Source organism: Clavibacter capsici, from assembly GCF_001280205.1.
Classification (GTDB): Bacteria; Actinomycetota; Actinomycetes; order Actinomycetales; family Microbacteriaceae; genus Clavibacter; species Clavibacter capsici.
In genome coordinates, this window is record NZ_CP012573.1 from 2,876,873 (window position 1) to 2,902,518 (window position 25,646).

The 25,646-nt window shown below is 74.2% G+C and carries 24 protein-coding genes and 1 tRNA gene; 7 read left to right on the forward strand and 18 right to left on the reverse strand.

Annotated features, from left to right (window positions below):
- The first annotated feature begins 93 nt into the window (after window positions 1–93).
- A complete protein-coding gene (locus AES38_RS13545; protein WP_157883548.1) occupies window positions 94–1,833 on the forward strand; it encodes a glycoside hydrolase family 13 protein in 1,740 nt (579 codons plus the stop codon).
- Window positions 1,834–1,917: 84 nt separating this feature from the next.
- On the opposite strand, the gene AES38_RS16510 is transcribed toward AES38_RS13545, so the two are convergent.
- The 6 genes from AES38_RS16510 to AES38_RS13575 form a co-directional block, all read right to left on the reverse strand.
- Window positions 1,918–3,141 (reverse strand): M23 family metallopeptidase, encoded by a 1,224-nt coding sequence (locus AES38_RS16510; RefSeq protein WP_053775405.1) that lies wholly within the window; start codon window positions 3,139–3,141, stop codon window positions 1,918–1,920.
- Window positions 3,142–3,366: 225 nt separating this feature from the next.
- Window positions 3,367–4,176 carry an inositol monophosphatase family protein gene (locus AES38_RS13555; RefSeq protein WP_053775406.1) on the reverse strand — a complete coding sequence of 270 codons (810 nt, stop codon included), beginning with the start codon at window positions 4,174–4,176 and terminating at the stop codon, window positions 3,367–3,369.
- A gap of 64 nt (window positions 4,177–4,240) precedes the next feature.
- A complete protein-coding gene (locus tag AES38_RS13560) occupies window positions 4,241–4,987 on the reverse strand; it encodes a YoaK family protein (protein WP_053775407.1) in 747 nt (248 codons plus the stop codon).
- A gap of 67 nt (window positions 4,988–5,054) precedes the next feature.
- On the reverse strand, window positions 5,055–5,765 hold the full coding sequence (locus tag AES38_RS13565; protein WP_053775408.1) for a YoaK family protein: 711 nt from the start codon (window positions 5,763–5,765) through the stop codon (window positions 5,055–5,057).
- A 68-nt stretch (window positions 5,766–5,833) separates the two neighbouring features.
- Window positions 5,834–6,823, reverse strand: a complete 990-nt coding sequence (locus AES38_RS13570; RefSeq protein WP_053775409.1) for an aldo/keto reductase — start codon at window positions 6,821–6,823, stop codon at window positions 5,834–5,836.
- A gap of 111 nt (window positions 6,824–6,934) precedes the next feature.
- Window positions 6,935–7,016: transfer RNA gene (locus tag AES38_RS13575), tRNA-Tyr, on the reverse strand.
- A 139-nt stretch (window positions 7,017–7,155) separates the two neighbouring features.
- Between AES38_RS13575 and AES38_RS13580 the strand changes: the two genes are divergently transcribed.
- Together AES38_RS13580 and cls are read left to right on the forward strand one after the other, a co-directional pair.
- On the forward strand, window positions 7,156–7,644 hold the full coding sequence (locus AES38_RS13580; protein ID WP_053775410.1) for a YajQ family cyclic di-GMP-binding protein: 489 nt from the start codon (window positions 7,156–7,158) through the stop codon (window positions 7,642–7,644).
- Window positions 7,645–7,737: 93 nt separating this feature from the next.
- Window positions 7,738–9,207 (forward strand): cardiolipin synthase, encoded by a 1,470-nt coding sequence (gene cls, locus AES38_RS13585; RefSeq protein ID WP_053775411.1) that lies wholly within the window; start codon window positions 7,738–7,740, stop codon window positions 9,205–9,207.
- Between the two features lie 42 nt (window positions 9,208–9,249).
- Here cls and AES38_RS13590 read toward each other — a convergent pair whose 3' ends face one another.
- The 5 genes from AES38_RS13590 to ubiE form a co-directional block, all read right to left on the reverse strand.
- On the reverse strand, window positions 9,250–9,729 hold the full coding sequence (locus AES38_RS13590; protein ID WP_053775412.1) for a MarR family winged helix-turn-helix transcriptional regulator: 480 nt from the start codon (window positions 9,727–9,729) through the stop codon (window positions 9,250–9,252).
- Window positions 9,730–9,853: 124 nt separating this feature from the next.
- Window positions 9,854–10,540, reverse strand: a complete 687-nt coding sequence (locus tag AES38_RS13595; protein WP_053775413.1) for a prepilin peptidase — start codon at window positions 10,538–10,540, stop codon at window positions 9,854–9,856.
- Window positions 10,541–10,663: 123 nt separating this feature from the next.
- Window positions 10,664–12,034, reverse strand: coding sequence for an FAD-dependent oxidoreductase (locus AES38_RS13600; protein WP_053775414.1), 1,371 nt, complete (start codon window positions 12,032–12,034; stop codon window positions 10,664–10,666).
- Window positions 12,035–12,124: 90 nt separating this feature from the next.
- Window positions 12,125–13,198, reverse strand: coding sequence for a polyprenyl synthetase family protein (locus tag AES38_RS13605; protein ID WP_053775415.1), 1,074 nt, complete (start codon window positions 13,196–13,198; stop codon window positions 12,125–12,127).
- Between the two features lie 35 nt (window positions 13,199–13,233).
- Complete coding sequence (ubiE, locus tag AES38_RS13610; RefSeq protein ID WP_053775416.1) at window positions 13,234–13,968, reverse strand: bifunctional demethylmenaquinone methyltransferase/2-methoxy-6-polyprenyl-1,4-benzoquinol methylase UbiE; 735 nt, start codon at window positions 13,966–13,968, stop codon at window positions 13,234–13,236.
- A 160-nt stretch (window positions 13,969–14,128) separates the two neighbouring features.
- Between ubiE and AES38_RS13615 the strand changes: the two genes are divergently transcribed.
- Together AES38_RS13615 and AES38_RS13620 are read left to right on the forward strand one after the other, a co-directional pair.
- On the forward strand, window positions 14,129–15,403 hold the full coding sequence (locus AES38_RS13615; RefSeq protein WP_053775417.1) for an isochorismate synthase: 1,275 nt from the start codon (window positions 14,129–14,131) through the stop codon (window positions 15,401–15,403).
- 70 nt (window positions 15,404–15,473) lie between these two features.
- A complete protein-coding gene (locus tag AES38_RS13620; protein WP_053775418.1) occupies window positions 15,474–16,208 on the forward strand; it encodes a tyrosine-protein phosphatase in 735 nt (244 codons plus the stop codon).
- 34 nt (window positions 16,209–16,242) lie between these two features.
- On the opposite strand, the gene menD is transcribed toward AES38_RS13620, so the two are convergent.
- Window positions 16,243–17,916 (reverse strand): 2-succinyl-5-enolpyruvyl-6-hydroxy-3-cyclohexene-1-carboxylic-acid synthase, encoded by a 1,674-nt coding sequence (gene menD, locus AES38_RS13625; protein ID WP_167441276.1) that lies wholly within the window; start codon window positions 17,914–17,916, stop codon window positions 16,243–16,245.
- A 90-nt stretch (window positions 17,917–18,006) separates the two neighbouring features.
- Window positions 18,007–18,429: a PLD nuclease N-terminal domain-containing protein gene (locus AES38_RS13630; protein WP_043668167.1), complete on the reverse strand. Its 423-nt coding sequence runs from the start codon at window positions 18,427–18,429 to the stop codon at window positions 18,007–18,009.
- A 137-nt stretch (window positions 18,430–18,566) separates the two neighbouring features.
- Here AES38_RS13630 and AES38_RS13635 point away from each other — a divergent pair, with 137 nt between their 5' ends.
- The gene (locus AES38_RS13635; protein ID WP_053775420.1) at window positions 18,567–18,953 is read left to right on the forward strand and encodes a DUF4229 domain-containing protein; all 387 of its coding nucleotides are present in this window, start codon (window positions 18,567–18,569) and stop codon (window positions 18,951–18,953) included.
- A 10-nt stretch (window positions 18,954–18,963) separates the two neighbouring features.
- Here the strand turns inward: AES38_RS13635 and AES38_RS13640 are convergent, their stop codons facing one another.
- The 5 genes from AES38_RS13640 to AES38_RS13660 all read right to left on the reverse strand — a co-directional run bounded on the left by AES38_RS13640 (window position 18,964) and on the right by AES38_RS13660 (window position 24,144).
- On the reverse strand, window positions 18,964–19,341 hold the full coding sequence (locus AES38_RS13640; RefSeq protein WP_053775421.1) for a hypothetical protein: 378 nt from the start codon (window positions 19,339–19,341) through the stop codon (window positions 18,964–18,966).
- A 5-nt stretch (window positions 19,342–19,346) separates the two neighbouring features.
- Entirely contained in the window at window positions 19,347–20,330 is a 984-nt protein-coding gene (locus AES38_RS13645; protein ID WP_053775422.1) for a 1,4-dihydroxy-2-naphthoate polyprenyltransferase, read from the reverse strand.
- A 55-nt stretch (window positions 20,331–20,385) separates the two neighbouring features.
- Complete coding sequence (locus AES38_RS13650; protein ID WP_053775423.1) at window positions 20,386–21,138, reverse strand: histidine phosphatase family protein; 753 nt, start codon at window positions 21,136–21,138, stop codon at window positions 20,386–20,388.
- A 95-nt stretch (window positions 21,139–21,233) separates the two neighbouring features.
- A complete protein-coding gene (locus AES38_RS13655; RefSeq protein ID WP_053775424.1) occupies window positions 21,234–22,148 on the reverse strand; it encodes a serine hydrolase in 915 nt (304 codons plus the stop codon).
- Between the two features lie 13 nt (window positions 22,149–22,161).
- A complete protein-coding gene (locus AES38_RS13660; protein ID WP_053775425.1) occupies window positions 22,162–24,144 on the reverse strand; it encodes a M13 family metallopeptidase in 1,983 nt (660 codons plus the stop codon).
- Between the two features lie 180 nt (window positions 24,145–24,324).
- Here AES38_RS13660 and AES38_RS13665 point away from each other — a divergent pair, with 180 nt between their 5' ends.
- A complete protein-coding gene (locus tag AES38_RS13665; RefSeq protein ID WP_053775426.1) occupies window positions 24,325–25,608 on the forward strand; it encodes a uracil-xanthine permease family protein in 1,284 nt (427 codons plus the stop codon).
- Window positions 25,609–25,646: the final 38 nt, after the last annotated feature.

Below are 25,646 nucleotides of genomic sequence, written 5' to 3' on the forward strand. Positions count from 1 at the left end.
GCCGCCACCCTCCCCAGCGCAGGCGGGTCGCCCGCTATTCCCTCCCGTCCCCCGCGTCGGGAGCGCTCCCGACCCGTCGCCTAGGCTCGACGCATGACTCCGGCATCCCCCACAGCCCCCGCCCCGGCTGCCCGGGACGACATCCTGGCCCGCCCCGACGGCGACGACGCGCACGGCACCGGATCCGAGTGGTGGCGCACCGCCGTGATCTACCAGATCTACCCCCGCTCGTTCGCCGACTCGGACGGCGACGGCATCGGCGACCTCCCCGGCATCACCGAGCGGCTCCCCGCGCTCCGCGAGCTGGGGGTCGACGCCGTGTGGCTCTCCCCCTTCTTCCTGTCCCCGCAGAACGACGCCGGCTACGACGTCGCCGACTACTGCCAGGTGGATCCGCTGTTCGGCACCCTCGACGACTTCGAGCGGATGCAGCGCCGCGCGCACGAGCTCGGCCTCCGCGTCATCGTCGACATCGTCCCGAACCACACGTCCTCCGCGCACCGCTGGTTCCAGGAGGCCGTCGCCTCCCCCGCGGGCAGCGAGGAGCGGGCCCGCTACATGTTCCGCGACGGGAAGGGCGCCGACGGCGAGCTCCCGCCGAACAACTGGGAGTCGATCTTCGGCGGCCCGGCCTGGTCGCGCCTCACCGAGCCCGACGGCTCGCCCGGCCAGTGGTACCTGCACCTGTTCGACTCCTCGCAGCCCGACCTCGACTGGACGAACCCGTGGGTGCGGGAGCGCTTCCGCGAGATCCTCCGCTTCTGGCTCGACCGCGGCGTCGACGGCTTCCGCGTGGACGTCGCGCACGGCATGGTCAAGGCGCCCGGCCTGCCCGACTACACGCCGCCCGAGGGCCAGGGCAGCATGGGCGGCGCCGGCGGCGTGGACGACCAGCCCGCTCCCCCGCCGCCGTACTTCGCGCAGGAGGGCGTGCACGAGATCTACCGCGAGTGGCGCGAGATCTTCGACTCGTACGACGGCGACCGCGCGATGGTGGCCGAGGCGTGGGTCGAGCCGCTCGCGAAGCTCGCCGACTGGGTCCGCCCGGACGAGATGCACCAGGCCTTCAACTTCAGCTACCTCGAGACGCCGTGGGACGCGGCGGCGCTCCGCCGCACCATCGACGCGTCGCTGGCGACCTTCTCCTCCGTGGGCGCGCCGAGCACGTGGGTGCTCTCGAACCACGACGTCGTGCGGCACGCGAGCCGGCTCGCGCTCTCGGGCGAGAACCCGCAGGGCGTCGGCATCGGGCCGAAGTCGACCGTGACGGTGGACGAGGAGCTCGGCCTGCGCCGCGCCCGCGCCGCCAGCGCGCTCATGCTGGCGCTCCCGGGCAGCGCGTACATCTACCAGGGCGAGGAGCTCGGCCTGCCCGAGGACACCCGCCTGCCCGACGAGGCGCGCCAGGATCCGACGTTCCACCGCACCGCGGGCGAGCGCTACGGCCGCGACGGCTGCCGCGTGCCGATCCCGTGGGAGGCCGGGAAGCCGTCGTACGGCTTCAGCGACGGCGACGCCAGCTGGCTGCCGCAGCCCGGCGACTGGGACCGGTTCGCGCGCGACGCCGAGCAGGCCGATCCCGCCTCCACCCTCTCGCTCTACACGGAGGCGCTGCTGCTGCGCCGCGAGCACGGCCTCGCGCTGGGCGACCTCGCGTGGATCACCGCCGAGGGCGACGACGTCATCGCGTTCGAGAGCGCGGGCGTCACCGTCATCGCGAACCTCGGCGCCGCGTCGGTGCCGCTGCCCGAGGGTCGCGTGCTGCTCGCGAGCCGTCCGCTCGACGGCGACGCCGTGCCGTCGGACACCACCGTGTGGATGGTCCGCGACTAGGGCCGACCCTGCGGACGTGACGACGCCCCCTCGCCTTCGGGCGAGGGGGCGTCGTCATGCGGGGCGCAGGGCCCGGCGCGTGGGCTAGTTGGCGTGCTCCTGGAGCCAGGCGAAGGGATCCACCGCGGTGCCGTCCGCCATGCGGATCTCGAGGTGGAGGTGCGGGCCGGTGGACGCGCCCGTGTTGCCGACCTGGCCGATCTGCTGGCCGACCTTGACCGGGTCGCCCGCCTTGACGCGCATGGATCCCGGCAGCATGTGGCCGTAGACGCTCGTGACGAGCTGGCCGTCGATGACGTGGTCGATGACGAGGTGCACGCCGAGGCCGGTGTCGCTGTTGACGGACTCGCGGACGACGCCGTCGGTGATCGCCTGGATCGGCGCGCCCATGCCCGGCGCGAAGTCGACGCCCTGGTGGTTGCTCGAGCAGCCGTTGGAGCAGGGCGCGATGCGCTTGCCGAAGACGCCGCTGATGGGCACGCCCGAGGCGAAGGGCCACTGGATCGTGCCGTTGATGTCGTTCGTGAAGGCGGCCGCGCCCTTGGAGGTCTGCGCGAGCATGATCTGCTGCGGCGTCGTGGCCGTGAAGGCGTCGTCCGTGCCGCCGACGACGACGGCCTCGGGGGCGGCCGAGAGCGCGATGCTCTGGCTCGGGGCCGAGGTGGCCGGCGCGTCCGTGACGACGTTCGCCTGGGCGATGTCCTGGCCGGTGAGGAACGCCGAGGACGGCAGCGAGGTGGCGATGGTGACCGTGGCGACGAAGGCCATGGTGAGGAGCGTGAGGCCGCGCGACGCGTTCGAGCGGCGACGGCCGGCAGCCGCCTCGGGGGACGGCGCGGCGAGCGCCGGGCGCGCGGAGACGGGGACGCGGCGCCCGCGGACCCGGACGTGCGGGGCGGCGGCGGGGACGCTGGCGCGCTTCGCGGGCACGAAGGACGAGCGGCGCGAGTCGGGGGCGGCGGCCGCCGCGGTGCGGAGGCGGCGGGCGCGGGTCGACAGCGGCACGGCGTCGACGGACGCGGACGCGGAGGCGGGCTCGGCGGATGCGGGCAGGTGGGTCGTGGGGACGGCGGGGGCCTCGACCGCGACGGGGACGGTGCGGGCGGGCGACACGGCCGGGGCATCCGGCGCGGAGGCGGCGGGCTGCTCGACGGCGTCCGCGGTGGGCTCGGCCTCGGTGGATGCCTGCTCGTCGATCACCTGGGGCGCGGATCCACCCGATGTCGCCTCGGCCGCACGGCGCTCGGCCTCGCGTCGCTCGCGTCGCGTCGGGTACACGACCCCTGCGGTCTCGTCGGGGGTCAGCACGAGGGCCGCCGGACGGAGGGCTGGGGGGCACGCGAGGCGTGGAGGACGGACAGGATCTGAGGACTCCTCGTGCAGGGGACAGGTGCTGCGCGGTGCCGGCCGACGTGCGTCGGGGCGTGCGCGTGCGACCGGTTCGAGGCCGGCCGCAAGGTAACGGATCGGTAAAGGCTAACCGGAGGAAGGGATTCGCGCCACCCGGGGGATGCGCGACGAGGCGCTGAGGGGCTATGCGCCGGGGCGCGCCAGGCGCTCCTCGAGGGCGCGCGCGAGCTCCGGATCCGCCGCGATGAGCAGCTCGGCGGATGCGGGTCCGCCGCCGATCCCGGTCACGCGCGCACCCGCCTCGGCGGCGATGAGCGCGCCCGCCGCGTGGTCCCAGGGCTTGAGCCCGCGCTCGAAGTAGGCGTCGGCGCGGCCCGCCGCCACGTTGCAGAGGTCGAGCGACGCGGCGCCGATGCGGCGGATGTCGCGCACCTCGCCGAGCAGGTCGGTGACCACGCGGCCCTGCTCCATCCGCTTCGCCGCCCCGTAGGAGAAGCCCGTCCCGACGAGCGCGAGGGACAGGGGCACGCCCGCGTTCACGGCGAGCGGGCGGCCGTCCAGCGTGGATCCGCCGCCCGCGGTGGCCGCGTACACCTCGCCGAGCGTGGGGTTCACGACGCAGCCGGCGCGCGCGGTCCAGGTCAGCGGATCCGCCTCGCCCTCGACGACGGCGATGCTCACCGCCCACGCGGGGATCCCGTAGAGGAAGTTGACGGTGCCGTCGATGGGGTCGACGACCCAGGTGAGGCCCGAGCTGCCCGTCGTGCCCTCGGACTCCTCGCCGAGGAAGCCGTCGTCGGGGCGCACCTCCTGGAGCGCCTGCCGGATGAGGTCCTCGGTCTCGCGGTCGGTGTGGGTGACGATGTCCTCGGGGCTGGACTTCGACGCGGCCACCTCGACCCCCTCCCGGCGGCGGCGGAGCGCGAGCTCCCCGGCGCGGGTGGCGATGTCGCGGGCGATGGTCAGGAGCGCGGCGTCGCCGGGGGAGGTCATGCTCCCACCCTGCCAGAGGTGCCGCGGGCGGCGGCGCGGCAGCACCCGGGCGGTGCGCCGCGGATCAGGCGGGCGCGACGCCCGTGCGCTCGTCGACCACGGGGGCCGCCGTCGCGTCCTCGCGGAGGCCCTTCCGCTCGACGCGGCGCGCGTTCCACAGCAGTGCGACGCCCAGGACCATCAGCACGCCCGCCGCGAGCAGCGCCCACGCGCCGCCCGCATGCGTCGTGATGAGCGCGGCCACGAGCGCGCCGAGCCCCATGCAGACGATCGCGCCGATGCGGCGGGCCCACGCGGCGCCCGTGCCGCCCGCCACGCGGCTGTCGGAGGAGAGGTTCACCATCGTCATGGTCACGACCACGGTGGAGAGGTCGCGCAGCCCGATGCTCTTCACGGCCGCCGCCTGCGCGCCGAGCAGCAGCGCGAGGAAGCCCGTGATCGCGATCATGACCCCGGTCTCGAGCACGCCGACCGCGAGCCAGACCACGGCGAGCGCGAGGGTCAGCAGCGTGCCCGTGACGAGGATCCAGACGGAGGAGCGCGGCAGGTGCACGTCGGTGGGCGCGCGGCGGGTGATGCGGGACGCGATGACCGCGCCGAGCATGAAGGCCACGAGCGCCACGAGGTTGTTGAGCACGGGGATGTCGGCGACGCCCGCGAGGCCGAAGCCGATGAAGAGGACGTTGCCGGTCATGTTGCCGGTGAACACGCGGTCGAGCGCGAGGTAGCTCACGCCGTCGATGGCGCCGGTCGCGGTGGTCATCACGAGCAGGGCGGCGATGTACGAGCCCTCGGGCCAGGGACGGGACACGGGCGGATCTCCTCGGCGGTCGGGCGGCGGATCCCCTCACCCTAGAGCCGGCCGACCGCCGCGGACGTCACGCGCCGGCGGCGTCCGGAGTCCCGTGCCGCCGCTCGAGGCGGCGCGCGTCCACCAGCATGCCGACCCCGGCCGCCATGAGCGTGCCCGCCACGAGCAGCGCCCACGGGGCGCCGATGCGCGTGGTGATGAGCGCCGAGACCAGCGCGCCGATCGCCATGCTCGCGATCGCGCCGAAGCGGCGGGCCCATGCGGCGCCCGAGCCGCCGGCGATGCGGCTGTCCGCGGACAGGCTCACGGCGGTCATCGTCACGACCACGGTGGAGAGGTCGGGCAGGCCGATGCTCTTCACGGAGGCCGCCTGCGCGCCGAGCAGCAGCGAGAAGAGGCCGGTGATGAGGATCATCACGCCCTTGTCGAGCGTGCCGACCGCGAACCAGACCCCCGCGAGCGCGAAGGTGGCCACGGTGCCCGTGACGAGGATCCCGACGGCGGACCGCGGCAGGCGCAGGTCCGTGGGCGCGCGGCAGGTGATGCGGGCCGCGAGGACCGCGCCGGCCATGAACGCGAGCAGCGCGACGACGTTGTTGAGCACGGGGACGCCGGCGACGCCCACCAGGCCGAAGCCGATGAAGATGACGTTGCCGGTCATGTTGCCGGTGAACACGCGGTCGAGGGCGAGGTAGCTGACGCCGTCGATCGCTCCGGTGGCGGCGGTCAGGACGAGCAGGGCGGCGATGTACGCGCCATGGGGCCGGTCTCGGGGCATGGGAGATCTCCTCGATGTCGGGACGGATGGCGCCCCAAATTAGGGGGCGTCCCTCCGTGGCCCCTGGATCAGGTCGTCTCGTCCCGCACCGCGCGCGCCGCCGCCGACGCGAGCCGCGACACCTCGTCGTCGTCGAGCACGAGCTGCCCGGCAGGCATCAGCTGCCGGATCTGCCGCACCGTGCGCGCGCCGACCAGCGCGCTCGCGATCCCCGGCCGCCCGAGCACCCAGGCGATGGCGACCTCGGCCACCGTGACGCCGCGCGACCGCGCGACCTCCTCGGCGGCCCGCACCGTGGCGTGCCCGCCGGGCGACATGTACTGCTCCGCGTCGAGCGCGCGGGCCGACGGCACCGCGGGCGCGCCCGGCAGGTACTTGCCCGTGAGGAAGCCCTTCGCCAGCACGCTGTGGGCGACGAGGCCGACGCCCTCCTGACGGACGACCGCCTGCAGCCGCCCCTCGGTGCGCTCGCGCGCCAGCAGGCTGTACTCCTCCTGCACCACGCCCACCGGCACCGCGCCGGATCCGTGGGCGAGCGCGAGCGCCTCCTCCAGCCGCTCGGGCGTGAAGCCCGAGACGCCCACGACCCGCGCCTTGCCGCCCTTCACGAGGTCGGACAGCGCGGCGACGGTCTCCTCGAGCGGCGTGCGGGTGTCGTCGAGGTGGGCGTGCACGATGTCCACGTGGTCCGTGCCGAGCCGGCGGAGCGACGCGTCGACCCCGCGGCGGATGGAGGCGGCCGAGGTGCCCGGCGCGTCCCTGCTCTTGCCGACCTTGGTGCCCACGACGACCGCGTCGCGGCAGCCGCGCGCGGCCAGCCAGCCGCCGATGATCGTCTCGGACTCGCCGCCCGCGTGGCCCGGCACCCACTGCGAGTACGACGACGCGGTGTCGACGAAGGTGCCGCCCTCCTCGCGGTAGGCGTCGAGGATGGCCCACGCCGCCTCGCGGTCGGCGGTCCAGCCGAAGCCGCTCGTGCCGAGGCCGAGGGTGGAGACGACGACGCCGGACGTGCCGAGGGCGCGCGTGGAAGGGCCGGGGGCGGCGGGGAACTGCACTCAGGGATCCAGGTCGTCGGGCGCGCGGGCGACGGTGCCGGCACGGGCGGGCCCCGACGGATGCGGCGGGGCAGACGAACGGCCCCGCGATCGCGGGGCCGTTCCGTTCGGTGGCGAGTGAGGGATTCGAACCCCCGAAGGCTGAGCCGTCTGATTTACAGTCAGATCCCTTTGGCCGCTAGGGTAACTCGCCATGCGCACCCGACCTGTGTGATCACGGACCGGAGACGCTCGTCGATGATAGCGGTCGCCGGCCCGCGAACCGAAATCGCGCGGATCCGCCCGCCTCGTCCGCCGGTCCCTCCCACCGCGCGTCCCTTAACATGGTCGGCATGGCAGATTCCTCGTTCGACGTCGTCAGCAAGGTCGACCGCATGGAGGCGGACAACGCCGTCCACCAGACCCAGAAGGAGGTGGAGCAGCGCTACGACTTCAAGAACGTGGGCGCCTCCATCGAGTGGAGCGGCGACACCATCCTCATGAAGGCCTCGAGCGAGGAGCGCGTGAAGGCGATCCTCGACGTGCTGCAGTCGAAGATGATCAAGCGCGGCATCGGCCTCAAGAGCCTCGAGGAGGGCGAGCCCTTCGCCTCGGGCAAGGCGCACCGGATCGAGGTCACCCTCAAGCAGGGCATCGACCAGGCGAACGCGAAGAAGCTCGGCAAGATCATCCGCGACGAGGGCCCGAAGAGCATCAAGAGCCGCGTCGAGGGCGACGAGCTCCGCGTCTCGAGCAAGAGCCGCGACGACCTGCAGCAGACCATCGCGCTGCTCAAGGGCGCCGACGTGGACCTCGACCTGCAGTTCGTCAACTTCCGCTGATCCCGCCGGGCGGGCGACCCGCCCGCCCGGGCGCCTGTCCGGCCCGCCCCGCGCCCCGTCGGCGCCCGCGGGCCGCCGGATAGACTCCGGCTGATGGACCCCTCGATGACCACCCTGATCCTGGCGGGTCTGGCGATCGTCGTCGACTTCGTCGTCCGCGTGACGGCCCTGCTGGTCATCCCCCGGAACCGCCGGCCGTCCACCGCCGTGGCCTGGCTCATGGCCGTGTTCTTCCTGCCGTACCTCGGCATCCTCCTCTTCCTCCTCATCGGCTCGACCCGGCTGCCGAAGCGGCGCCGGGAGAAGCAGCAGGAGATCAACCGGTTCATCATCGAGTCGACCGAGGGCATCGAGCGCGTCACGCGCGAGCACTCGTGGCCCGCGTGGCTCGACTCCGTGGTGGAGCTCAACCGGACCCTCGGATCCATGCCCCTCGTCGGCGGCAACCGGGCGAAGCTCTACAGCCACTACGACGAGTCCATCGCGGCCATGACCGCGGAGGTCGAGAAGGCGACGCGCTACGTGCACGTCGAGTTCTACATCCTCGCGTGGGACGTGACGAGCGCGCCGTTCTTCGACGCCCTCGAGCGTGCGGTGCAGCGCGGCGTCACCGTGCGCGTGCTCCTCGACCACATCGCCTCGCTGCGCGCGCCCGGCTACAAGCGCACGACGCGCAAGCTCACGGCGATCGGCGCCGAGTGGCAGCTCATGCTGCCCGTGCAGCCGCTGCGCGGGCGCTACCAGCGACCCGACCTCCGCAACCACCGCAAGGTGCTCGTGGTCGACGGGCGCGTGGGCTTCATGGGATCCCAGAACATGGTCCACCGCAGCTACAACAAGGTCGTCAACCGCAAGCGCGGCCTCAAGTGGCAGGACCTCATGACCCGGCTCGAGGGCCCCATCGTCAGCGGCCTCAACGCGATCTTCATCACCGACTGGTACGCGGAGACCGACCAGCTGCTGGTGCGCGAGACGGAGCCCATCGAGATCGCGGCGTCCGACGACGACGAGGAGCTCGACTGCCAGGTCGTGCCGTCCGGCCCCGGGTTCCCCGGCGAGAACAACCTGCGGCTGTTCAACGCGCTGCTCTACTACGCGCAGGAGCGCATCGTCATCACGTCGCCGTACTTCGTGCCGGACGACTCGATGCGGTACGCCATCACGACGGCCGTGCAGCGCGGCCTGTCGGTGGAGCTCTTCGTCAGCGAGATCGGCGACCAGCCCGTCGTCTACCACGCGCAGCGCTCCTACTACGAGGAGCTGCTGAACGCGGGCGTGCGGATCTGGATGTACCGGGCGCCGTACATCCTGCACAGCAAGCACTTCACGATCGACGACGACGTGGCCGTCATCGGATCCAGCAACATGGACATGCGCTCGTTCAGCCTCAACATGGAGGTGTCGCTGATGGTGCGCGGACCCCGCTTCGTGCGCGAGATGCGCCGCGTCGAGGACGGCTACCGGGCGCGCAGCCGCGAGCTCACGATCGACGAGTGGAGCCACCGGTCCCGCTTCAGCACCGTGCTCGACAACCTCGCGCGACTGACCTCGGGCGTGCAGTAGGTCGGGAGCCGTCCGCGAGGGACGGGCGCGGATCCGGCCGCGTCAGTCCTCGACATCGGCGGGCTGGGCGGCCGCATCGGCCTGCTCGCGCGCCGTGACCCGGTCGAGCACGTCGTGCAGGAGCTCGCGCAGCTCGGATCCGTACGGCTCCTCCCCCGCGATGTCCTGGCGCACCCGGTCGCCCACGCGCCAGATGACGGGCAGCATGTCGCGGCCCGCCTCGGTGAGGCCGACCGACAGGCGGCGCTCGTCGGAGGCGTCGCGGAACCGGGTGACGTAGCCGAAGACCTCGAGGCGCTTGAGCAGCGGCGACAGCGTGCCGGGCGTGAGGTGCAGCTTCTCGGCCAGGTCGACGACGGCCTGCGGGTCCTCCTCGTCGAGCGCGAGGAGCACGAGGTACTGGGGATGCGTGAGGTTCAGCGGCTGCAGCAGCGGCCGGTAGAGGGAGACCACCGCGCGCGAGGCGGCGGCGAGGAGCACGCCCGTCTCGTCCTGCAGCAGTGCGAGGGATCTCTCCGTCATGTCTCTTTTCCTCTGGCTCGTCAGTACGTCGATGCCGGGGTCTTGGACACTGTCTCCACCGTACGCCCCTCGGGGCGCGAGGGTATCCACGCACAGGCGATCATCGGCCGGGATCGTCGTGCGCTCACGCGAGCGTAGTGGGAGCGGCCGCCACGAGGAGCGCGCCGAGCAGGAGCCACGGGCCGAACGGGACGGCCGTCGACGCGCGCGCCCGTCCGCCGACCAGCATGGCCGTCGCCGCGACGCCGCCGAGGAGCGTGCCGGCGGCGAGGCCGAGCGCGACCTGCCCGGGCCCGAGCTGCCCGAGCGCCAGGCCGAGGACGCCCGCCAGCTTCACGTCGCCGGTGCCGAGGCCGCCGGCGGTCGCGGCCTGCAGGAGCGCGAGCACGAGGGCGGCGGCGGCTCCGCACGCGGCCGCCTGCGCCAGGAGGCCGGATCCGCCCACGGCCAGCGCGAGGGCCGCCGCCATCACCGCGGCGGGGGCCGTCGCGCGGTCGGGCAGGCGGTGCGCGGCGAGGTCGGCGAGCACGAGGACCGGTCCGACGACCACGAGGAGCAGCGCGACCGGGACGCGGGCCGCCGGGGTCTCCGCGACGACCGCGGCCGCGAGGATCCCCGTCACGAGCGCGGCCACGACGGCGGCCGGGCGGCCGAGGGCGGGGAGCGGATGCAGCGGGCGGGCGTCGAGGCCTCCCGCGCGGCGTCCGCCGGCGAGCGCGATGCGGGCGAGGCGCGGGGACGCGGCGCCCACGGCGGCACCTGCGAGGCCGGCACCCGCGACGACGAGCGCGGGGACGGGGGCGGGGATCACGCGGCGACCCTAGGGGCTGCGATGCGACGAGCGGGCGGGTCGGGACCCACCTGGGGACGGACGACGGACGGGCGCCCGCGGGAGGACCGCGGGCGCCCGTCGGCGTCGATCAGGGGGTGCGGATCAGGCGGACTGCCGGGGCTTCGACGCCTCGAGCATCTCGTCGCGCTCGACCACCTTGATGCGGGCACGGCCGTGCGGCTCGCCGAGGGCGATCTCGTGCTCGTCCAGCGCGTGCCAGCCGTCGAGGTCGGTGTACTCGATGCCCCGCTCGGTGAGGAGGTCGACGATCGCCTGCTCCTCCGGCGCCTCGGGGGTCCACCAGTCGCCCTGGTCGTTGAGCACGTGCGAGACGGTCTCCATGGCGTCGGACTTGGTGTGGCCGATGAGGCCGATGGGCCCGCGCTTGATCCAGCCCGTGGCGTAGACGCCGGGGATGCGCGTGTTGTCGAGGTCGAGGACCTGGCCCTCGTGGTTCGGGATCACGCCGCGGACCTCGTCGAACGGGATGCCGTCGACGGGCGAGCCGAAGTAGCCGACCGCGCGGTAGATCGCCTGCACGGGCACGTCGCGGAACTCGCCCGTGCCCTCGACGCCGCCGTGGCCGTCCGGGCGCGTGCGCTCGATGCGCAAGGCCGCGACGCGCGGCTCGGCGTCGTCGGACGCGAGCACCTCCGCCGGGCGCGAGTAGAAGTGCAGGTGCAGGCGGCGGGATGCGGTGCCGGCCTCGCGCGTGCGCCACTTCTCCAGCACGCGGCTGATGACCATGACCTGCTTGTTCGTCCTCGCGGCCTCCTCGGCGGCGGGATCCACGCCGAAGTCCTCGTCGTAGACGATGACGTCGACGTCGGGCACCTCGCCGAGCTCGCGGAGCTCGAGCGGCGTGAACTTCACCTGCGCGGGTCCGCGGCGGCCGAAGACGTGCACGTCGGTGACGGGCGAGCGCTTGAGCCCCGTGTAGACGTTGTCCGGGATCTCGGTGGGCAGGAGGTCGTCGGCGTGCTTCGACAGCATGCGCGCGACGTCCAGCGCGACGTTGCCGTTGCCGATGACGGCGACCTCGCGCGCGTCGAGCGGCCAGTCGCGCGGGAAGTCCGGGTGGCCGTCGAACCAGTTGACGAAGTCGGCCGCGCCGTAGGAGCCCGGCAGGTCGATGCCGGGGATGTCGAGCTCGGCGTCGCGGATCGCGCCCGTGGAGAAGATGACGGCGTTGTAGTGCTTCTGCAGGTCGGCGAGCGTGATGTCGCGGCCGTAGTCGACATTGCCGAAGATGCGGATGTCGCCGCGGTCGAGCACGTCGCGGAGCGCGCCGATGATGCCCTTGATGCGCGGGTGGTCGGGCGCGACGCCGTAGCGGACGAGGCCGTACGGCGCGGGGAGGCGCTCGAAGAGGTCGATGGAGACGTCGAACTGCTTCTCGGCCTTCAGGATGATGTCGGCCGCGTAGATGCCCGCGGGCCCTGCGCCCACGATGGCCAGCCTGAGCTTGGTCACTGGTGTCCTCGGTTCGTCGTCGTCCCCGTGCCGGCCGTCGGGGGCGTGGTGATGCGGATCCCCGCGAGAGCCGGCGGGGACGAGCGGCAGCTAGCGCGTGCGCTCGACGATGGTGTCGGCGAAGCGCGTGAGCGCCTTCTTCACCGGGCCCTCCGGGAGGGGAGCCAGCGCGTCGACCGCCTCGGCGGCCCAGCGGTGGGCCTCCGCGATGGTGCGCGCCGTGACCTCGTGGTCGCGGAGCTCCGCGATGGCGGCGGTGAGGTCGGCCTCGGACTCGGGCGTCTCCTCGTGCTCCACGTCGCGCTGGATGCGGGCGAGCAGCGCCGCCGCGTCCGGGTCGGTGGCCGCGAGGCGGGTCAGGTAGAGCAGCGGCAGCGTCGAGACGCCGGCGCGGAGGTCGGTGCCGGCGAGCTTGCCGGTCTCCTCGGGCTGGTCGGCGAGGTCGAGCACGTCGTCGACGAGCTGGAAGGCCACGCCCGTGCGCTCGCCGAACGCCAGCACGGCGGGCTCGAGCTCGGGATCCGCGCCGGAGTAGATGACGCCCATCTGCGCGGCGCACGCGATGAGGGAGCCGGTCTTGTCGGCGAGGACGTCGAGGTAGTGCTCGATCGGGTCCTGGTCCTCGCGCGGGCCGATGGTCTCGTGCAGCTGGCCGAGCACGAGGCGCTCGAACGTGGCGGCCTGGAGGCGGATGGCGCGCGGGCCGAGGTCGGCGACGATCTTGCTGGCGCGCGCGAAGAGGAGGTCGCCCGCGAGGATGGCGATGGAGTTGCCCCACACGGCCTGCGCGCTCGGGACGCCGCGGCGCATGTCCGCCTCGTCCATGACGTCGTCGTGGTACAGCGATGCGAGGTGCGTGATCTCGATGGCGACGGCGGCGTCCACCACCTGCTGCGTGTTGCCCTCGCCGAGCTGCGCGATGAGGAGAGCGAGCATGGGGCGCACGCGCTTGCCGCCCGCATCCAGCAGGTAGCGCGTGGTGACGTCGGCCACGTCGTCGGCGAAGCGCACCTCGCGGAGGAGCTGCTCCTCGACGAGCGCGAGCCCGTCGTCGATGCTGCGGGCCATGCGCCGGTCGCCCGAGGACGAGAAGAGGCGCTCGGTGAGGCTGGCGTGGGAGGCGACGGAGGTGCCGCGGCGGGCGAGCGGGATGCTCGGACTCATGGTCGGCGTCCTTGTCTGTCGGGTTTCAGGCGCGGTCAGGACGCGGCGGGACGGGGAGCGGCGTGACGGCCGGCGGGCTTGACGCCGCGGTGCAGCGCCACGATCCCGGCGGTGAGGTCGCGGTGCTCGACCGACGCGAACCCGGCCTCGCGGAGCCACGAGCTCAGCGTCGCCTGGTCGGGCCAGGCCTGGATCGACTCGTTGAGGTACTCGTACGCGCTGGCGTTGGAGCTCACGAGCTTCGTGAGCGCCGGCGCGACCGTCCTCATGTAGAGGTCGTAGCCGCGGCGCACGAGCGGGACGGGCGGGGTGCTGAACTCGCAGATGACGATGCGGCCGCCGGGCTTCAGCACCCGGAGCAGCTCGTCGAGGCCCTTCCGCGGCTCGACGACGTTGCGGAGGCCGAAGGAGATGGTGACGGCGTCGAACGAGTCGTCGTCGAAGGGGAGGTCGGTGGCGTCGGCGTGCACGAACTCGATGCGCGGGTTGCCGGCGTGCCGGCGGCGGCCGACCTCGAGCATCCCCTCGGAGAAGTCGGCCGCGACCACGTGCGCGCCCGACGCGGCGAGCGCCGCGCTCGAGGTGCCCGTGCCGGCCGCGAGGTCGAGGATCCGCTCGCCCGCGACGGGCGCGACGGCCCGCGTGGTGGCGACGCGCCAGAGCTGGTCGTTCCCTACCGAGAGGAAGGTGTTCGTGCGGTCGTAGGCGCTCGAGACCTCGTCGAACATGGCCGACACCTGGCCGGGCTTCTTGCTGAGGTCTGCTCGCATCACGCGGTCAGTCTATTCGGGCGCGCTGGGCTCGCGGTGGGCGGGGGCCGGATGCCCAGGGGGCCATCAGAGGACGGGGGCGGAGGGGCGGCGCCGGGCGGTGCGCGCGGCTCCCCGGGCTCCCCGGGAGGCCCGGATCCCCGGCGGTAGGCTGGCGTCCGTGACCGCCACCCGCGTCCGAGCGCTCCTCGTCGACACCACCCCCGTCGACTCCATCGCCCGGCTCGTCCCCCTCCTCGACGCCCGCCACCCGCTCCTGTGGCTGCGGCACGGATCCGGGATGGGGGGCATCGGCGAGGCGCTGCGGCTGGAGTTCCGCGGGCCGGACCGCGTGCGCGACGCCGCCGCCGCGTGGCGCGAGGTCGCGGCCGCCGCCCGCGTCACGGATCCGCTCGGGATCCCCGGCACCGGCCTCATCGCGTTCGGCGCCTTCGCGTTCGCCGACGACTCCGCGGCCGCCAGCGTGCTCGTCGTGCCGCGCATCGTCGTCGGGCGTCGCGACGGGGTGTCGTGGGTGACGCGGATCCGGCTGGCCGACCAGGAGGACGGCGACGTCGCCTCCCCGCTCGACGCGCTGGCGGCCGGCGCCCTCCCCGTGCCCGAGCGCACCGGCGCCGAGTACCGGCTGCACCTGCGGCCGGGCTCCATGGGCCCCGACGACTACGAGGCCGCCGTCGCGAGCGCCGTCGCGACCATCCAGGCGGGCGACGTGCAGAAGGTCGTGCTCGCGCGCGACCTCGTGGGCCGCCTGCCCCTCGGCGGCGACCTCCGCCTCGCCCTCAGCCGCTTCGCGCTCGGCTACCCCGACTGCTGGACCTACGCGGTCGACGGCCTCATCGGCGCGAGCCCCGAGACGCTCGTGCGCGTCGGCGGCGGACGGGTCGGTGCGCGCGTCCTCGCGGGCACGGTCTCGCGCGGCACGGACGCGCAGGCCGACGCCGCCGCGGCCGCCGGCCTCGCCGCCAGCCCCAAGGACAACGAGGAGCACGCGTTCGCCCGCGACAGCGTCCTCGACGCGCTCCGCCCGCACAGCCGCGACCTCTCCACCACGGACGCGCCCTTCACCCTCAAGCTGCCGAACCTGTGGCACCTGGCGAGCGACGTCACGGGCACGCTGGGCGACGGATCCTCGTCGCTCGACCTCGTGGGCGCCCTGCACCCGACCGCCGCGGTCGCCGGGCACCCGACCGCCGCGTCGCTCGAGCTGATCGCCGAGCTCGAGCCCACCGACCGGGGGCGGTACGCCGGACCGGTCGGCTGGGTCGCTGCCGACGGCGACGGCGAGTGGGCCATCGCGCTGCGCGGCGCCCAGGTGGATCCGTCGGGCGCCATCGTCGCGCACGCGGGCGCCGGCATCGTCGCGGGATCCGACCCGGAGCGCGAGCGCGCCGAGACCGCGATGAAGTTCCGGCCGGTCGTGGAGGCGCTGGGCTAGGAGCATCGGAGGTCGCGGATCACTCTCGCGGCGGACGTCAGCCTGCGAGTCGGCGTGCTCGACTCGACCGATGACCGCATCCGACCGCACCCTCCCGATCGACGGCCTCGTGAACGCCCGCGACCTCGGCGGCATCCGCCTCCGCACCGGCGGCACCACCCCGACGGGCGTGCTCGCCCGCTCGGAGGACGCCGACCTCATCACCGACGCCGGATGGGAGCGCCTCCGCGAGCTCGGCTTCCGCACGGTGCTCGACCTCCGCCAGCCCGCCGAGCGCGCCCGCGACAGGCATCCGCGGCCCGAGTGGATCCACTCCGCGCACGTCGACCTCGACGGCCTCGACGACCACCCCGCGTTCTGGGTGCCGTACTGGGACACGGGCCTCGTCGGCACGCCGCTCTACTACCTGCCGCACCTCGCCGCGCTGCCGGAGCGCGCCGGAGCCGCGCTGCGGACGATCGCCCACGCCCCGGCGGGCGGCGTGCTGTTCCACTGCGGCGCCGGACGCGACCGCACGGGCCTCGTCGCCCTGCTGCTGCTCCTCGCGGTGGGCGCCGAGCCGGACGACGTCGTCGACGACTACCTGGAGTCGATGCGCCGGGGGTCGGAGCGCGCGGCGAACACCGGCCAGCCCGACATGGAGCCGGCGATCGAGGCGTTCCTCGCCGAGCGCGGCACCACGAGCGAGGCGGCGTTCCGCGAGGCGATGGCGGGGATCGACCTCGACATGTTCTTCGACGCGGCCGCCCTCATCGACTCCGAGCGCGAGGCGCTGCGGACGTGGCGCGGGGCGATCCCGGCGTGAGCCCGACTTCGCGCACCTGACCCGGCGGACCGGCCTACCGGACCAGCGGCACCTCGATGAGCAGCGGCGCCTCGGACGCGGTGGTGAGCGCCGCCTCCAGCTCGCCGTGGGTCGACGCGCGCAGGTGCGTCCAGCCGTAGGCCGCGGCGAGGCTCGCGAGATCCACCCGCTGCGGCGTGAACATGACGCGGTCGATGGCGTCGGGTGCGGCCGTGCGCGACACCTCGAGGCCGTCGAAGATGGTGCCGCCGCCGTCGTTGCCGACGATGACCTGGATCCGCGGCACCCGCTCCCCGGTGCCGAGCAGCAGCGAGCCGACGTCGTGCAGGAGCGTGAGGTCGCCGACGAGCACGCGGGTGACGCCCGCGGCGGAGGTGCCTGGCCCCGCCTGCGACGCGAGCGCGATGCCGAGGCCGGTGGAGATCGTGCCGTCGATGCCCGCGAGCCCGCGGTTGGCGTGCACGCGCACGCGCTTGCCGGGCAGCGCCCGGTCGGCCTCGCGGATGAGGCGCGACGCCCCGAGCACGAGGCGGTCGTGCGGCCAGGTGGCCTGCCAGACGGCGCGGACCAGGCTGCGACGGGTGACGTCGGCGCGCACGGCGGCGAGCTCCGCGCGCGCGAACTCGCGGCGCTCGGCGGGCGTGGTGCCGGAGGGGACGCGCGGCGCGGCCTCGGCGGCGGCGGCCTCGTCGAGGATCGCGCGGCTCTCCCGCACCCAGGTGCCGAGCCAGCGGCGGGCCTCGGTCGGATCCGCGGGCTCGCCCACCACGCGCACGGCGGCCGGGTGGGCGGTGACGCGGTGGCGCGGGTCGTAGTCCTCGCCGCCGGTGGATCCCACGACGATCGCCTCCACGTCGTCGCGCCCCACGAGCAGCGGCACCTCGCGCGTGAGCGTGGGGTGGCCGAACACGACGACGCGCTCGACGCGGTCGCCGAAGCCCGGGCGGGCGAGGAGCTCGCGGAAGGAGACGACGAGGTTCGGGCCGAAGTGGGATCCGCTGGAGATCTCGGCGGCGAGCGGCCAGCCGCCTGCGCGCGCCAGCTCCTCGGCGGCCTCGCCCGCGGCGTGGCCGGCGACGACGAGGGTGCGCGGGCCGTGCGGGAGGTCGAGGACGTCGGCGGGCTCGGCGGCTGCCGACGGGGACCCGGCGGCCTCGGCGCCCGCGCGCGCCTCCGCGGCGGCGTCGGCGAGGTCGGGCACGGCGACGGAGAGCGGATCCCGGAACGCCACGTTCACGTGCACGGGCGTCCGCTCGTCGCGCGCCCGGCGATACGAGTCACGCGCGATGGCGGCGTCCCGCGCGAGGTCGTCGTCGGTCTCCTCGGGTGCCGGCACGTCGACGACGGCGACCCGGTCCCCGAACATCCCGGGCTGCCGCGTGGTCTGGTTGCTGGCGATGCCGCGGAGCTCCGCCGGACGGTCGCCCGTGAGCAGCAGCATCGGGACGCCCGAGTGCCAGCCCTCGAGGACGGCCGGATGCAGGTTGGCGACGGCCGTGCCGGAGGTCGTGATGACGAGCGCGGGCCGGCCGGACTCGACGCCGAGGCCGAGCGCGAGGAAGCCGGCGGCGCGCTCGTCGATGCGCACGTGCAGGCGCACGCCGTCGACGCGCTCCAGCTCCGCCGCGACGAGCGCGAGGGCCTGGGAGCGGGATCCGGGGCAGAGCACCACGTCGGTGACCCCCTCCGCGACCAGCGCGAGCAGCATCGCGATGGCGCGGTCGGTGGACGGGTTGCCGGTGCGGGGGGAGGCGGCGGACGGGCGGACGGGGTGGGGCGGGGTCTGCGTCACCGGCGGTCAGGCGTCCCGGCGGCCCGGCGCGCGGTCGTCGTCGTCGCGGTTCGGCCGCGTGGGGCCGCCCGCGGTGCCGGGGGCCTGCGGGTCGTCGGGACCCGCGCCGTCGCTGTCGAGGTCGGCGAGCTCCTGCTCGAGGCGGCGGATCCGCTCCTCCTCCGAGCGCGTGCGACCGAGGCCGGAGAGGAAGTCGGGGTCGTCGTCGGGGCCGAGGCGGCGGCCGGACGCGCGGGCGAGGTCGGTGCGGTCCTTGCCGATCGTGAGCCAGAGGATGCCGCCGATGACGGGCACCAGGACGACCACCGCGATCCAGGCGGGCTTCGGGAGGCCGCGCATGCGGGTCCGCGGCGTCAGGGAGGTGTCCACGATGACGAAGACCGTGAAGAACACGATCACGACGGCGAGACCGATCAACAGGCGGGGCATCTCCCGATGGTAGCTCCGCAACCGGGGAGGACGCCGGGCGTCCAGCGAGCGGGAAGGGGGCGCGCGCCGGGCCGCGGCTGGATGCAGCGGCGTGCACGGTCGGGGCCCCGCCCAGCCGCCCGACCTATGCTGACCCGGTGAGTTCCCGTCGCTACTGGCTCGTCTACACCGTCGTCCGCATCCTCCTCTTCGCCGTGCCGTTCGGCCTGGTGGTCGCGGTGAGCCCGGACTTCTGGCCGCTGGCCGCGGTCATCGGCGCGGTCGTGTCGTTCTGCGGGTCCTACATCTTCCTGCGCAAGCAGCGCGAGGCCATGGCGGCGGATCTCGCGGCGATCGCCGCCGGCCGCAAGGCGCCCGTGGAGGACGACGACTCCGAGGACGCCGCGGTGGACGCGGCCGAGCGCCGGGCCCGCGCGGCCGGATCCGCCGACGTCGCGACCGGCTCCCAGGGCACGCCGGACGCAGGCACCCCGGACACCGCCGCGGCCGCTCCGCGCGTCGACGGCGAGGCCGAGCGCAGCTGAGCCGCGCGCGTCAGGACGGGTCCGCGGATCCGTCGCGCTCGATCGGCACGTAGGCGACCCATCGGCCGGTCGTGGGCGGGGTCGCGTCGCGCACCGCGGGCGGCGTCGCGCGCGTGGACGGCGTGAGGCGCCCGCCGTCGAGCACGAGGTACCGCTCCCCCGGTCGCGCCTCCGCCATCGCCCGGGAGACGTACGCAGCGAGCGCGGCGCCCGCCCGCCCGGGATCCGCGGCCCAGCGCTCCGCCCACCACGTGCGGAGCGACGCGTCGACCACGAGCACCGCCCGTCGACGCGCGCCCGCCCGCTCGCGGATCGCGAGGAGCCGCGGATCGTCGGTCGGCCACGTCTCGTGGTCGGCGTCGAGCGCCGCGACGAGCGCGGGATCCATCCCGCTCAGAACGCGAACGCCGCCCCGAGCCCCAGGCCGAACGTGAGCGCGGCCATGCTCGTGAGCTGCAGCGAGAGGATCAGCTCCTTCGGGGTGCGGCCGGTGCACGCGATGATCGCGGCAGGCAGCGCCAGCACGAGCGTGAACAGCACCAGCAGCGCCTTCGGGTAGAAGAGGAAGAAGAAGACCACGACCCCGTAGGCGATCGCGACCTCGATGCAGTAGACGATGCGCGAACCGCGCGGGCCGAGCCGCACCGCGAGGGTGCGCTTGCCGACCTTGCCGTCCTGCTCGATGTCACGGATGTTGTTGACCATGAGCACCGCGCACGCGAAGCCGCCCGCCGCGACGCCGCCCAGCCAGCCCTCGCCCGTGATCATGCCGATGAGGATGAACTGCGTGCCCGCCGTCGCGACCAGGCCGAAGAACACGAAGACGACCACGTCGCCGAGTCCGGCGTAGCCGTAGGGGCGCTTGCCGCCCGTGTAGGAGTAGGCCGCGACGATGGCCACCGCGCCGACCGCGAGCAGCCACCAGTGGCCGGTGATCAGCACGATCGCGAGGCCCGCGACCGCGGCCAGGCCGAAGAACGTGAGCGCGACGGTGAGCACCGTGCGGGGCTTCGCGGCGCCGGATCCCGTGAGGCGGGCGGGGCCGACGCGCACGTCGTCGGTGCCGCGCACGCCGTCGGAGTAGTCGTTCGCGTAGTTCACGCCGATCTGCAGCAGCACGGCGACGGCGAGGCAGAGGAGCGCGAGGCCGAGGGAGACGCCCTCGTCCGGACCGAGCGCGCGGGCAGCGCCGGCGCCGATCGCGACGGGGGCGACGGCCAGCGGGAGGGTGCGGATGCGGGCGCCGGAGATCCAGTCGCGCGCGGTCGCCTTCGGGGCCTTCGCCGGGTTGCCCGAGCGCGCCTTCGCGGGCGACGCCGGCCGGGTGCGTGCTGCGGACGAGGGGGCCTGCCGGGTGCGCTTCTTCTTCTGTGCCACGAGGGGCGATCCTACGCGGCGGGGTGCCCGGCGACCGCGCCGGACAGGGCCCGAGCTAGCGGCTGCCGCCCACGGGCGACGGCGCCCAGCCGTCGGCCGGGCAGTTCCAGCGCATGATCGCGTGGCGGCCGTGCTCGAAGCCGAGCTCGCTGAGCGTGGAGGTGGAGAGCGTGAGGATCCCGCCGGCCTCCGCGGGCAGGCCGACCCACGCGACGGCGAGCGCCCGGATCACGTGCGCGTGGGCGACGAGCAGCACGTCCTGGCCGGACTCGAGCACGGGCAGCACGCGCTCGAGCACCTGGAGGACGCGGTCGCGGACCTGCTGGGACGTCTCGCCGGGGGTGTCGCCCGCGGGGACGCCGTCGGTCCAGAGGTCCCAGTGGCCGCGCTCGGACTGGATGTCGGCGGTGGTGCGGCCCTCGTACGCGCCGTAGTCGAACTCGACGAGCCGGTCGTCGACCTCGGCCTGGTCGCCGTAGCCGATGAGCTCGGCCGTGCGCTGCGCGCGCGAGCGGGGGCTCGCGAGCACCAGGCCGAACTGCGTGCCGCCGAGCACGGCGCCGACCGCACGGGCCTGCTCCTCGCCGGTGGCGGTGAGCGGGATGTCTGTCGTCCCGGTGTGGCGCCCGTTGACGCTCCACTCGGTCTGCCCGTGGCGCACCATGACGATGCGGCCGCGCACCTTCTCCTGCCACTCCGGGGTGCCGGGGATCTCCGCGCGCGCGATGGCGGCATCCACCTCCGCGTACATCGGGGCGACGTCGTCGCGGGCGAGGCGCTTGGCGGTGGCGGGGTTCATGCCGGTCATGCGGGGTCTCCTCCGTCGTCCGGGCGGGTGGCGGGCGACATCCGACTCTACGCCCGGGCGGATCCGCGGCCGGTGGGCGGCGGGATCCACCGGGCTCAGTGCACGTGCTCCAGCAGGTCGAGCCCGACCACGCCCAGGGCGTCGCGCACCGCCAGGCGCGCGCGGAGGTCGGCGTCGTCGAAGTGGACCATGACGGCGTACGCGACCGCACCGCGCGGCCCGCGGAGCACGCCCGCCTCGGCCCGCACGCCCGCGTCGACGCCCGTGCAGTCGACGAGCGCCATGCCGTGCTCGGTGCCGCGGCCGACGGGCGCGTCCAGCCCGAAGGACGCCGCGACCATCGACCGGTCGGTGTTGAGCGCGAGCCAGCCGACGACGCGCGTGCTCGTCTCCTCGTCCACGACCTCGCCGTGCACGAGGGAGGCGAACAGCGACGCGAGCTCGCGGGCGGATCCGACGGAGAGCTGCGGGGCGTCGTCCGGCCCGCGGGTGCCGCGCGCCACGTCGAGGAGCGCCGTGCGGCGGAGGCCGAGCGACTCGGCGCGCGAGCGCACCGCGTCGAGGCCGACGAGGCCGAGGAGCGCGTTCGTCGCGGCGGCGTCGCCGGTCGCGCCGACGAGCGAGGCGAGGTCCGTGACGGGCAGCGACGGCACCACGAGGTGGCGCCAGAGGCCCGCGGTGCCGCCCTCGTCGTGGGCCCCGCGATCCACGAGGTGCAGCGGCGAGAGGTCGCCGCCCGTCATGCGCGCGGAGAGCTCCACGAGGAGCAGCACGCGGCCGAGGCCGGCGGCCGGCAGCGCGACGTGGTCGTCCACCGCGAGCACCACGCCGCCCGAGTCGAGGTCGGTCGCGCGGGCCGCGACGCGCATCCCGTCGAGGGCGAGGCCGCCGAGCGCGCGGAAGGCGGAGCGGAAGCCGTCGGTCGGCTCCTGCCCCGCGTGGCGCGCGGGCCCGCCCCCGGTGTGCCGGGGGCGGCGGTCGGCGTCGGGCGCGTGCCTCGGATCCGTCATCGCCGGACGCGCGTCACCAGATGGTGACGCGGGCCTCCTCGTCGAGCCAGAGGCCGTCGCCCGGCTTCACGTCGAACGTGTCGTAGAACGCGTCGATGTTGCGGACGATCTGGTTGCAGCGGAACTCGTTCGGCGCGTGCGGGTCGATGGCGAGCAGCCGCATCACCTCGGCGTCGCGGCCCTTCTGCTGCCAGGCCTGCGCCCAGGAGAGGAAGAAGCGCTCCGCGCCCGTGAGCCCGTCGACCACGGGCGGCTCGGCGCCCTCGAGCGAGAGGAGGTACGCCTTCCACGCGATGGAGAGGCCGCCCAGGTCGCCGATGTTCTCGCCGATCGTGAGCGCGCCGTTGACGTGCGGGGCGTCGTCGGCCGTCAGCTGCGCGGGCACGAGGGCGTCGTACTGCTGGATGAGCGACGCCGTCCGCTCCTCGAACGCGGCGCGGTCGGCCGGGGTCCACCAGTCGGTGAGACGGCCGTCGCCGTCGTAGCGCGAGCCCTGGTCGTCGAAGCCGTGGCCGATCTCGTGGCCGATGACCGCGCCGATGGCGCCGTAGTTCGCGGCCGGGTCGCGCGCCTCGTCGAAGAACGGGAACTGCAGGATCGCGGCCGGGAACACGATCTCGTTGAAGCCCGGGTTGTAGTACGCGTTGATGGTCTGCGGCGTCATGAACCACTCGTCGCGGTCCAGCGGGGCGCCGATCTTCGCGAGCTCGCGCCGCGTCTCGAACCGGGCGGTCGCGCGCACGTTGCCCACGAGGTCCGTCGGGTCGATCTCGAGCGCCGAGTAGTCGCGCCACCGGTCGGGGAAGCCGATCTTCGGGGTGAACCTCTCGAGCTTCTCCAGCGCCCGGCCGCGCGTCTCCGCCGTCATCCAGTCGAGGCCGGAGATGGAGTCGCGGTACGCCTGCACGAGGTACCCGACGAGCACGTCCATCTCGGCCTTCGCGGTGCGGCTGAAGTGGCGGTCGACGTAGACGCGGCCGATGGCCTCGCCCATGGCTCCCTCGACCAGCGAGACGCCGCGCTTCCACCGCACGCGCTGCTCGGGCGCGCCCGTGAGCGTGCGGCCGTAGAAGTCGAAGGACGCCTCGGAGAACGCCCTCGGCAGGAGCGCCGCGTTCGAGCGGATGACCTGCCAGGTCAGCCAGTCGCGGAGGGCCGGGACCTCGGCGTCGGCCAGCAGCGCGCCGAGGCCCTCGGCGAAGGACGGCTCGCGGAGCACGACCTCGTCGAGCGCGGCCGCGGGCGGCTGGAAGGCGTCGCGCCACACGTCGAGGTCGGCGCCGGCGGCCGTCGCGACCAGCTCGCGGAGCTCCGCCCACGTGACGAGGTTGTAGGTGGCCTGGCTGTCGCGCGTGCGGACGTTGTCCCAGTGGGCGGCGGCGACGCGGGTCTCGAGGTCGAGGATCCGGTCGGCGCGGCCCGCGGGGTCGTCGAGCTCCGCGAGGCCGAGCATGCGCTCGACGAAGGCCCGGTAGGCGTCGCGGATGGCGGCGTGGCCCTCCTCGCGGTAGTAGCTCTCGTCGGGGAGGCCGATGCCGCCCTGCTCGACCTGCACGACGTAGCGCTCGGGATCCCCCGGGTCGTTGTCGACGAAGAGGCCGAGCAGGCCGCTCACGTTGGTCTGCTCGAGGGTGCCCAGCGTCCGCAGGAAGGACGGCACGTCGGTGACGGCGGCCGCCGCGTCCAGCTGGTCGCGGATGGGCTCGACGCCGAGCCGCTCGACGCGCTCCTCGTCCATGAAGCTCGTGAACAGGTCGCCGGCCTTGCGCTCCTCGGTGCCGGGCTCGGCGTCGACGGCCTCCTCGATGATCACCCGCACGGCCTCCTCGGCCGCCTCGGCGAGCTGGTGGAACGAGCCCCAGCGGGCCTTGTCGTCGGGAATCTCTGTGCGCTCGAGCCAGCGGCCGTTCACGTGGAGGTAGAGGTCGTCCTGCGGGCGCACCCCCTGGTCCAGCTCGTCGGTGCGGATCCCGGTCGGAGGTGTCTCGGCGCTCATGGGGTCGAGCCTAGGGGCGTCGTCCGCGCGCGTCCCGGGAGGTTCCGGACCGGACCGGCGGTCGAGCCGGCCTCCCGCGGGAAGCGCCGGATCCGCTCCCGGAAACGCCACCGCAACACGGCCTCGGTACGCTCGCGGATCGGGGCGTCTCCCCACACACCCGCGCGGAAGCAGGCGATCATGGCCCGACAGATCTGGACCCTCCACGGCGACGGCAAGGCGGTCGACGCCTCCGCGGTCGTCGGCCCCGGCGAGCGCCTCACCTGGCCGCGCACGATCGGGCTCGGGATGCAGCACGTCGTCGCGATGTTCGGCGCGACGTTCCTCGTGCCGGTGCTCACGGGCTTCCCGCCCACGACGACGCTGTTCTTCTCCGGGATCGGGACCCTGCTGTTCCTCCTGATCACCAGGAACCGGCTGCCCAGCTACCTCGGGTCGTCGTTCGCGTTCATCGCGCCGATCACCGCGGCCAACGCGGCGACGGCCACGGGCGGCGGCGGCATCGGGGCGGCGCTCGCGGGCATCGTGGCGGTCGGCGTGATGCTCGCGGTCGTCGGCGGCATCGTGCAGCTCACGGGCACCGGCTGGATCGACGCCCTCCTCCCGCCCGTCGTCGCCGGCGCGATCGTGGCGCTCATCGGCTTCAACCTGGCGTCGGCCGCGCGCGACAACTTCGTCCTGGCGCCCGTGACGGCGACCATCACGCTCGCCGCCGTGATCCTCTCCACCGTGCTGTTCCGGGGGATCCTCGGCCGGCTCTCGATCGTGCTCGGCGTGGTCGTCGGCTACGTCGTCGCGGTCATCCGCAGCGAGGTGGACTTCTCGAAGATCGAGGCGGCCGCGTGGATCGGCCTGCCCGAGTTCCACGCGCCCGAGATCACGCCGCAGTTCTGGGCGCTGCTGCCCGCGTTCCTGCCCGTCGTGCTCGTGCTCGTCGCGGAGAACGTGGGGCACATCCGCGGCGTCGCGCAGATGACCGACGGCAGCGTCAACAAGCTCACCGGCCGGGCGCTCCTCGCCGACGGCCTGGCGACCGTGCTCGCGGGCCTCGGCGGCGGATCCGGCACCACGACCTACGGCGAGAACATCGGCGTGATGGCCGCGACCCGCGTCTACTCGACCGCGGCGTACTGGGTGGCCGGCGCCTTCGCCGTGCTGCTCGGCCTCTCGCCCAAGGTCGGCGCCGTGATCAACACGATCCCGCCGGGCGTGCTCGGCGGCGTGACGACCGCGCTCTACGGGCTCATCGGGATCATCGGCGTGAAGATCTGGATGGACAACCGGGTGGACTTCGCGAAGCCCGTCAACCAGCTCACGGCGGCGACCGCGCTCATCGTCGCGATCGCGCCGTTCACCTTCACGCTCGGCACGGTCTCCTTCAACGGCATCGCGCTCGGCACGGTCGCGGCCATCGTCGTCTACCACGTGATGCACACGGTCGCCCGGCTGCGCGGCACCGACTAGGCCGGGCGCGCGGCCCGTCTGCTCACGGCGGGCCGCCG

What these genes read in the sequence shown, in the direction of transcription:
- AES38_RS13545 (WP_157883548.1), top strand. Translation starts at nt 94, where the DNA reads ATGACTCCGGCATCCCCCACAGCCCCCGCCCCGGCTGCCCGGGACGAC.
- AES38_RS13555 (WP_053775406.1), bottom strand. Translation starts at nt 4,176, where the DNA reads ATGACCTCCCCCGGCGACGCCGCGCTCCTGACCATCGCCCGCGACATC.
- AES38_RS13565 (WP_053775408.1), bottom strand. Translation starts at nt 5,765, where the DNA reads ATGCCCCGAGACCGGCCCCATGGCGCGTACATCGCCGCCCTGCTCGTC.
- AES38_RS13580 (WP_053775410.1), top strand. Translation starts at nt 7,156, where the DNA reads ATGGCAGATTCCTCGTTCGACGTCGTCAGCAAGGTCGACCGCATGGAG.
- cls (WP_053775411.1), top strand. Translation starts at nt 7,738, where the DNA reads ATGGACCCCTCGATGACCACCCTGATCCTGGCGGGTCTGGCGATCGTC.
- AES38_RS13590 (WP_053775412.1), bottom strand. Translation starts at nt 9,729, where the DNA reads ATGACGGAGAGATCCCTCGCACTGCTGCAGGACGAGACGGGCGTGCTC.
- AES38_RS13605 (WP_053775415.1), bottom strand. Translation starts at nt 13,198, where the DNA reads ATGAGTCCGAGCATCCCGCTCGCCCGCCGCGGCACCTCCGTCGCCTCC.
- ubiE (WP_053775416.1), bottom strand. Translation starts at nt 13,968, where the DNA reads ATGCGAGCAGACCTCAGCAAGAAGCCCGGCCAGGTGTCGGCCATGTTC.
- AES38_RS13620 (WP_053775418.1), top strand. Translation starts at nt 15,474, where the DNA reads ATGACCGCATCCGACCGCACCCTCCCGATCGACGGCCTCGTGAACGCC.
- menD (WP_167441276.1), bottom strand. Translation starts at nt 17,916, where the DNA reads ATGCTGCTCGCGCTGGTCGCGGAGGGGGTCACCGACGTGGTGCTCTGC.
- AES38_RS13630 (WP_043668167.1), bottom strand. Translation starts at nt 18,429, where the DNA reads ATGCCCCGCCTGTTGATCGGTCTCGCCGTCGTGATCGTGTTCTTCACG.
- AES38_RS13640 (WP_053775421.1), bottom strand. Translation starts at nt 19,341, where the DNA reads ATGGATCCCGCGCTCGTCGCGGCGCTCGACGCCGACCACGAGACGTGG.
- AES38_RS13650 (WP_053775423.1), bottom strand. Translation starts at nt 21,138, where the DNA reads ATGACCGGCATGAACCCCGCCACCGCCAAGCGCCTCGCCCGCGACGAC.
- AES38_RS13655 (WP_053775424.1), bottom strand. Translation starts at nt 22,148, where the DNA reads ATGACGGATCCGAGGCACGCGCCCGACGCCGACCGCCGCCCCCGGCAC.
- AES38_RS13660 (WP_053775425.1), bottom strand. Translation starts at nt 24,144, where the DNA reads ATGAGCGCCGAGACACCTCCGACCGGGATCCGCACCGACGAGCTGGAC.
- AES38_RS13665 (WP_053775426.1), top strand. Translation starts at nt 24,325, where the DNA reads ATGGCCCGACAGATCTGGACCCTCCACGGCGACGGCAAGGCGGTCGAC.